The organism is Alphaproteobacteria bacterium (genome assembly GCA_040905865.1).
Lineage (GTDB): Bacteria > Pseudomonadota > Alphaproteobacteria > UBA8366.
In genome coordinates, this window is sequence record JBBDQU010000027.1 from 1 (window position 1) to 8,089 (window position 8,089).

Here is an 8,089-nt window from a genome sequence, read left to right on the forward strand (position 1 = left end):
GGCGGCAAGGAAAAATATTCCCTCTTGCAACTTAACGCCTAATGGGTGTCACCGGATACTGTCCGGCTGATGACATTGTCGGCCCGGCCGGCGTAACATCGGGCGGCAATATTGCGGAGAGTGAGCGCATGAGGCAGATCAGGATACCGGCGGCATTCATTCGCGGCGGGACGAGCAACGCGCTGGTTTTTCATGTAAAGGACCTGCCGGCGGACCGGTCGCAATGGGATCCGATCTTCCTGGCCGCTATCGGCAGCCCGGACCCGAACGGGCGGCAGCTCAACGGTATGGGCGGCGGCATTTCCTCGCTCAGCAAGGTCTGCGTGGTCGGCCCGCCGAGCCGCGAAGATGCGGATATCGACTATACATTCGCCCAGGTTTCCGTGCGCGATGCGCAGGTTGCCTATGGCACCAATTGCGGCAATATGTCCTCGGCGATGGGGCCGTTTGCAGTGGATGAGGGGCTGGTCCCGGCTTCTGGTGACGAAGCCCTGGTCCGGATACACAACACCAATACAAGCAAGATCATCCATTCGCGCTTTGCCCTGGATGACGGCGGCGCCGCCGTCGATGGCGCGCAGGCGCTGCCGGGCGTCGCCGGGACGGGGGCGCCGGTGCGGCTCGAATTCCTCGATCCGGGCGGGGCCGGCACCGGGCGGCTTCTGCCGACGGGGAACGTGGTGGACACGCTCTATCCCGAAGGTTACGAACCGATTCAGGCCTCCCTGGTCGATTCCGCCAATCCGGCAGTATTTGTCGCAGCTGCCGATCTTGGTATAACCGGCGCGGAACTGCCTGCCGACCTGGACGCCCGGACGGACCTCATGCAACGGCTGCAGGCAATCCGGCAGGCGGGCGGGGCGGCGATGGGCCTGCCGCCGTCGCCGAACAAACCGACAATCGGTTTTGTGTCGCCGGCCCAGGATGCTGTGCTGCTGTCAGGCGAATCCGTTTCAGCGGAATCCGGGGACCTGACCGGACGGATGGTCTCCATGGGTAATGTGCATCGTGCGTTGCCGCTGACCGGGACAATCTGTATGGCGACCGCGGCCCGGATAGAGGGTACGGTGGTGAACTGTGTCTTGCGCGCGGGAGCCGGCGATATTCGCATCATCCAGCCTTCGGGTGTTATTGTCTGCGCGGCGGATGTTGCGATGAAAAACGATGCCTGGCACGCGGAAAAGGCCATCGTCGTGCGGACCCAGCGCCGTCTGTTCGACGGCTTTGTATATGTCCCCGCGTCGGCACTGGCCGGTATGGCGGCGGCTTAGAAAAACGGGAAAGAGACGGAGATAATCATGACAGACCGGAAGAAAGCGGCACGGGGCGTCACCATGCAGGTGGCGGAATGGGTGGCGAATCTGAAATCCGAAGACGTGCCGGAAAGCACGCGGCGCTTTCTGCGACACGCGGTGCTGGATACATTCGGCTGCGGGTTGCAGGGGCGCTCGCAGCCCTGGAGCGGGATCGCGGAAGGCTGGGTGCGGGCCGGCGGCGGCAACGGCGTTTCGTCTGTCTGGGGCGACAGTACCGCTTCGATGCGGCCATCGGATGCCGCGCTGGTCAACGGGGTCGCGACCCATGCCTTCGAACTGGACGATTTCCATCAGACCAAGCAGCATCCCGGCGCGGTGGTTGTCCCGGCGGCGCTGGCCGTCGGCGAACGCGTCGATGCCTCCGGCGAATTGCTGATGACCGCGATTGCCGCGGGGTATGAGGTGATGATCCGCTCAGCGGCGGCGATCGGCGCGGCGGATGCGAAGGCGCGCGGCTGGCACATCACCGGAATCTGCGGGACGTTCGGCGCGGCGGCCGCGGCCTCGGTGCTGATGCGGCTGAACGCGGAGCAGACGGCCTGGGCGATGGGGCTGGCGGGCACGCAGAGCAGCGGGTTGTTCGCCTTTACGGCCGATGGCGCGATGAGCAAACGGCTGCATGCGGGGCAGGCGGCCCGTTCCGGCGTGGCGTCGGCGGAACTTGCGGCGGCCGGCTTTACCGGACCGACGCAGATTTACGAGGCCGTCGATGGCGGGTTCCTGTGGACCTTTACCGATGCGGGCAATCACGCCCCGCTGATTGAAGGGCTCGGCAAAATCTGGCGGCAGGAAACGACATCCTTCAAGCCGCATGCGGCCTGCGGCAGCACTCATTCCTACATCGATGCCGGGATCGAACTGCATGACCGCTACCCCGATCTGTCGGGACGCCGGGTTCGTGTGGGGCAGTGCCGTCTGGTCGAAGAACAGTGCGGGTTCGACTACGTACCCGGCACGGTGCTGAACGCGCAGATGAGCATGCGCTTTTGCGTTGCCGCGTCATTGCGGTATGGTCAGGCGCTGCCGGGCGAGTTCTCGCCCGACCGGCTGTCGGAACCGGCGACCGTAGAACTGGCGCAGCGGATCGAACTCGTCCATGACGCGGAAATGGACGATATCTACCCGTCGCATTATCCGGGGTGGGTGGAAGTCGAGCGGGTTCCCGGCAGCGGCGAATTCGACCGCGCCCACCGGGACGATCCGTCCGGTTCCATCGCCAACCCGAACAAGGAAGCGGTAATGATCGAGAAATTTCACCGGCTGATGAAGGGTATCCTGACCGAAGACCAGGCGATCCGGCTGGAAACCCTGGCGATGTCGCTGGAGGAAACTTCCGCGCGGGAATTCGTGGCGGCGCTGGCCTATCCGGCGCGCGCGGCAGCGGAATAGGGAACGGAAGAATATGGCGCGTTACAAGGCATTGATCCCCGGCGGCACGGGAATCGTCGGCGGCCGGCTGGCCGACCATCTGGCGGGGCTGGACGATTGGGAAGTCGTGGCGCTGACCCGCAGCGTCCCGGACCAGCCGCGGCAGGGCGTACATTACGTGCATGCGGATCTGATGAAACGGGATGCCTGCGACCGGGCCCTGGCCGATGTCAGCGGTATCACGCATTTGTTCTATTGTGGCCGCTACGATCATGATTCCAAGGGGCTGGAGCCCATTGAGGAAAACGCGACGATGCTGCGGAATGTCGTCGAGGCGACGGAAGCCCGCGGCAATCCGCTGGAGCACGTCCATCTGGTCGAGGGCACCAAATGGTACGGATCCAATCTGGGCCCCTTCAAGACCCCGTCAAAAGAGGACGACCCTAGGGTCCTGGTCAATAATTTCTACTATGTGCAGGAAGACTACCTGATCGAACGGGTGAAGACCGCGCCCTGGACCTATACCTCGAGCCGCCCGCACGGAATTCTCGACTACGCCACCGGCATGCCGCGCAATATGGTGATGGTGATCGGCGTTTATGCCGCGATCTCGAAGGAACTGGGCCTGCCTCTGTGCTTTCCCGGCACGCCGGCGAACTACAACGCGGTCTTCCAGTGTACGGATGCAACCCTGCTGGCGCGGGCGTTGACCTGGATGGCGACCGAGCCTGCCTGCGCCAATGAGGCGTTCAACATGCTCAATGGCGATTACATCCGCTGGGCCAATCTGTGGCCGGTCTTCGCCAGGTATTTCGGCATGGAACTGGGGCCGGTCCGCACGACCAACCTGAGCCTCGCGATGGGGGACAAGGCGCCGGTCTGGGAACGGATTGTCGAACGCCACGGGTTGCGCAAGACACCCTACAGGGATGTTGCGTTGTGGGCCTACGGGGATTTCCTGTTCACGCCGCATTGGGATTTCATGTCGTCGATGAACAAGACCCGGAAATACGGTTTTCGGGAAACCGTGGACACGGAAGAGAATTTCCTGGATCTGTTCCGCCGGTTCCAGGAAGCGCGCGCGCTGCCATAGGCGGAAAGCATCTGGGAAGGATTTGCCATGAGTATCGAGGTTAGGCCGCTGACACCGCAAATCGGGGCGGAGGTCTTTGGAGTCGATGTCACGAAGCCGATGGGGAACGCGGATTTCGACGCCGTTCACCGGGCCCTGCTGGACCATTCGGTCATCGTGTTTCGCGAACAGCCGCTGGATGACGCGCAACTGATGGGGTTGGGGCGGCAGTTCGGACCGTTGATCGTGCATCCCTTCCTGCAGAATGACGGCCCGAACCCGGAAGTCATCCATATCAAGCGGGAGCCGCAGGACAAGGCGATCGTCGGGCAGGAGTGGCACTCGGATACCACCTGCATCGATACGCCGCCGCTCGCCGGCGTGCTGCACTGCATTGAAACGCCAAAGGCCGGCGGCGATACCCTGTTCGCCAGCCAGTACCGGGCCTACGAGACCCTGTCGGATGGCATGAAGGAGATGCTGGACGGCATGATCGCGGTGCATAACGACACCCGCGTCGCCGGGCCGCAATCCGGCGTGAACGGCAACCGCGCCAACCGGGTGCGCGACGACGCCGACTGGAAGCCGTGCTCCGCCGAACACCCCGTTATCCGCACCCATCCCGAAACCGGCCGGAAGGGGCTGTTCGTCAACATTTCCTACACCCGCCATTTCAAGGGCATGACGGAAGCGGAAAGCGCGCCGCTGCTCAACTATCTGTTCCGGCATGCGGTCCGGCCGGAATTCACCTGCCGGGTGCGCTGGCGTCCGGGCAGCACCGTGATCTGGGACAATCGCTGCGTGAAGCATCTGGCGATCCATGACTGCGGCCCGCACCGGCGCGAAATGCACCGTGTCCAGGTCGCCGGCGACCGGCCGTATTAGATCCGGCGCTGGGTGAGCATCGCGGCGAATCTCGACGTCCTGACGCGCGGCGAACCGCTGCGGAATGTGTGCTTTTGCGGGACAGGATATTAGCGCCAGGCGCGCTTTTGCCCGGATCGGAGCATCTTGGACGCCCATTCACTTCTCGTCGCCATCGTATTCGTCGCCGTCTATGCGGGTATGGCGCTGGGGCGCTGGCCGGCGCTGGCGATCGACCGCACCGGCGTCGCGCTGATCGGCGCCATCGTCCTGCTGATTGCCGCCGTGCCGGGCAGCGATCCGCTGGCCAGCGTCAATGTCGGCGCGCTGGCGGTGCTGTTCGGGCTGATGGTGCTGTCGGCGCAGTTCGCGGCTTCTGGCTTCTACGGGTTCTGCGCCGCGCGGCTCGGCGCGTCCGACGCGGCGCCCTGGCGGCTGCTGGCGCTGGTGGTGTGCGTGACGGGGGCGCTGTCCACCGTGCTGGCCAACGACATCGTCGTGTTCGCCATGACGCCCATCCTGTGCCGTGGCCTGCTGGCTTCGGGGCGCGATCCCCGGCCCTATCTGCTGGCCCATGCCGGGGCGGCGAATGCCGGATCGGCCGCGACGCTGATCGGCAACCCCCAGAACATCCTGATCGGGGAGCATGGCGGCCTCGACTTCTGGCGCTATGCGCTCGACGCCGCGCCGGTCGCGCTGGCGGCGCTGGCTGTCGTGTTCGTGACGGTCGCGGTGCTGTGGCGGCGGGAACTGGCCACGCCGTTCCGGTCGGCGGCGCAGACGGTGCCGGTGCTGAACCGGCCGGCGCTGGCGAAGGGCCTAGTCGCGACGGCGGTCCTGCTGGCCCTCCTTGCAACCGACCTGCCGGCCTGGCAGAGCGCCCTGATGATCGCCGGCGCGCTGCTGGTGAGCCGCCGCCTGTCGACGCGCGACATGCTGGCGCTGGTCGACTGGCACCTTCTGGTGCTGTTCGCCGGCCTGTTCATCGTCACCGGCGCGTTCAGCGCAACGACGATGGACGACGCCATCCTGCGGGCGCTCGAATCCGCGGGTATCCGGCTGGAGGATCCCGAGGCGCTGGCGGCGCTGTCGCTGCTGGGCAGCAACACGGTGGGCAATGTGCCCTTCGTGACGCTGGTGCTGGCGGCGCAGCCGGGCCTGTCCCCGGCGGCGCTGCATGCGCTCGCCGTGCTGTCCACGCTGGCGGGAAACCTCCTGCTGGTGGGCAGCCTGGCCAACCTGATCGTCGCGGAGCGGGCGAAGCGCGAAGGCGTGATCCTCGGTCTCCGGGATCACTTCCGGGCGGGCGGGCCCATGACGCTGTTCGGCATGCTGCTGGCGCTTGGCTGGCTTTTGGTATAGCCGGACCGACGCGGAACAGCGGCTACTCCGCCAGCATTTCCTGCAGGATGGCGATGAATTCGTCGGGCGTTTCGTACATCACCCAGTGGCCCGCGCCTTCGATGATGCGGAAGTCGAGCCCCGGCCGGATCGACCTGAACAGCGCCTCGCGCCGCGCCAGCCCGGTGCCGGTCGCGTCGTCCAGCCGCCCGTAGATCGCCTTGATCTCCGCCGTCACCTTCGGCAGCGCGCGGGCCAGCGTGTCGGTCTGGGCGATGGGCGGGCTCTTGGTGCGGCCGCGCCGTGTCGATTCCATCTGCAGGTGGATCGCCAGGTCGTCGATATTGTCGTCGTTCGCGAACATGATGACCGACAGGTTGTGCCGGTGCGCCGCGCGGCGCTCCTCGTCGGTCATGTGCCGGGTCATCTTGGCCAGCGGGCGGCGTTCGCCGGTCCGTTCGATGCCCAGCCCGCCGGGCGCGATGGCGATATAGCGTTTGACCCTGTCGCCCTGCAGTTCCGCGACATGGCCGCCGATCAGCCCGCCGAAGGAAAACCCGGCGATATCGTACCGCGCCGGGGCGGGCAGCAATATGTCCAGCCCCCCGGCGATCGGCCGCGCGATGGAATAGGCGTCATAGGGCGGCGGGACGCTGGCGGAATCGCCCAGCCCCGGCATGTCCGCCACATAGAGCCTGCGGGTTTTCGCCATGACCGGAATGGTCTTGATCCAGTGGCGCCAGGAGCCGTAGCCGCCATGCAGCAGCACCAGCGGCTCGCCTTCGCCCCAGACGCGCCAGACCAGGTCGCCGTCATGACAGGGGGTGGTCAGGACCTGCGCCGATTCCTCGAAGCGGCGTTCGATCTCGGCGGGGGCGAGCCCCGCATCCAGAATGTCATCCATCATGCTGCTTTCCGTCGTGCTCAACGCTTCGGCAGGGCGTCCGGATTGACGACGCAGTCGAGGTCGATAGGCTTGTTGTCCAGGATCTTGTAGACGTTCTCCACGGCCATCACGCCCGAAATCTCGCCGGATTCATCGGTCACGCCGGCGACATGCGGGCTGACGATGATGTTGTCCAGCTTGAAGAAGGGGTGGTCCTTGGCCGGCGGTTCGGTCAGGAACACGTCGATCCCGGCGGCGGCGATCTTGCCGGTGGTCAGCGCGTCCAGCAGCGCGTCCTCGTTGACGATGCCGCCGCGCGCGCAGTTCACGATGACCGCGCTGGGCTTCATCTTCGCGATCTGCGGCCTGTCGATCATGCTCAGGCTTTCCTTCGTGCGCGGGCAGTGGATCGACAGCACGTCGATATCGCCGAGGAATTCGTCGATGCTGCCGCAGCGGGTGACGCCGGTGAAATCCGCGTTGTGGCCCAGATACGGATCGTAGACGGAAATCCTGCATTTCAGGGATTTCAGCATGGTGGCCAGCGCGCGCCCGTTGCCGCCATAGCCGATCAGCCCGACATGATTGCCGGCCAGCTGGGTGCCCGAATAGGTCGCCTTTTCCCAGCCGCCGTTACGCGTGTCCTTGTCCAGCCGGACAAAGTCCTTCTTCGCGGCGATGATCATCGCCAGCGCGTGTTCGGCGACCGACTGCGAATTGGAGTATCGCGTGTTGCAGACGACAATGCCCCTGGAGGTCGCATGGTCCACGTCCACATTGTCGACGCCGATCCCGCCCTTGGACAGCACCCGCAGCTTCGGCGAGGCGTCGATCACCTGTTTTGTGAGCTGCCCGACGCGCACGATGATGCCGTCCACTTCGTTATCGGCGGCCAGCTTCGCGAGTTCTTCCTCGCTCGAATAGGCGGGGGCGATAACGGTCGTCGCGCCCAGCTCGTCCAGCAGCGCCATCCCCTTGGGGTTCAGGTCGGGGGCGGTAATCAGTACGGTGTAGGTCATGGGAGTCTCTGTCCTCGGTCGGGGAAACCCGCTGCCGCGGCGCGGTACGGCAATTTCCACTGTTGTCATGAGCCCGCGGGGGCGAGTTGAAAAAACGCCGGGCCGGGAAGGGCCGAAGCCGGACTATAGACCGGGCGCCTCGCGTCGATCAATTCCGCTCGCGCGGGCCCCAGGGCAACGAATCCAGGTTAACGATCCATGGTTCCGAGGATTGATGCCAGGA

General features: G+C 65.2%; 7 protein-coding genes. 5 read left to right on the forward strand and 2 right to left on the reverse strand.

Translation table 11 applies throughout. The features are described 5' to 3' along the window. The first annotated feature begins 128 nt into the window (after nt 1-128). The 5 genes from WD767_05770 to WD767_05790 all read left to right on the forward strand — a co-directional run bounded on the left by WD767_05770 (nt 129) and on the right by WD767_05790 (nt 5,982). Nucleotides 129-1,271 (forward strand): PrpF domain-containing protein, encoded by a 1,143-nt coding sequence (locus WD767_05770; GenBank protein ID MEX2615584.1) that lies wholly within the window; start codon nt 129-131, stop codon nt 1,269-1,271. A gap of 27 nt (nt 1,272-1,298) precedes the next feature. Beyond that, nucleotides 1,299-2,705 (forward strand): MmgE/PrpD family protein, encoded by a 1,407-nt coding sequence (locus WD767_05775; protein ID MEX2615585.1) that lies wholly within the window; start codon nt 1,299-1,301, stop codon nt 2,703-2,705. Nucleotides 2,706-2,718: 13 nt separating this feature from the next. Further along, a complete protein-coding gene (locus WD767_05780; GenBank protein MEX2615586.1) occupies nt 2,719-3,777 on the forward strand; it encodes an SDR family oxidoreductase in 1,059 nt (352 codons plus the stop codon). Between the two features lie 27 nt (nt 3,778-3,804). Further along, complete coding sequence (locus tag WD767_05785; protein MEX2615587.1) at nt 3,805-4,641, forward strand: TauD/TfdA family dioxygenase; 837 nt, start codon at nt 3,805-3,807, stop codon at nt 4,639-4,641. Between the two features lie 126 nt (nt 4,642-4,767). Beyond that, nucleotides 4,768-5,982: an SLC13 family permease gene (locus WD767_05790; GenBank protein MEX2615588.1), complete on the forward strand. Its 1,215-nt coding sequence runs from the start codon at nt 4,768-4,770 to the stop codon at nt 5,980-5,982. Nucleotides 5,983-6,004: 22 nt separating this feature from the next. Here the strand turns inward: WD767_05790 and WD767_05795 are convergent, their stop codons facing one another. Together WD767_05795 and WD767_05800 are read right to left on the reverse strand one after the other, a co-directional pair. Then, on the reverse strand, nt 6,005-6,868 hold the full coding sequence (locus WD767_05795) for an alpha/beta hydrolase (GenBank protein MEX2615589.1): 864 nt from the start codon (nt 6,866-6,868) through the stop codon (nt 6,005-6,007). 17 nt (nt 6,869-6,885) lie between these two features. Beyond that, nucleotides 6,886-7,866, reverse strand: a complete 981-nt coding sequence (locus WD767_05800) for a hydroxyacid dehydrogenase (GenBank protein ID MEX2615590.1) — start codon at nt 7,864-7,866, stop codon at nt 6,886-6,888. Between the last annotated feature and the right edge of the window lie 223 nt (nt 7,867-8,089).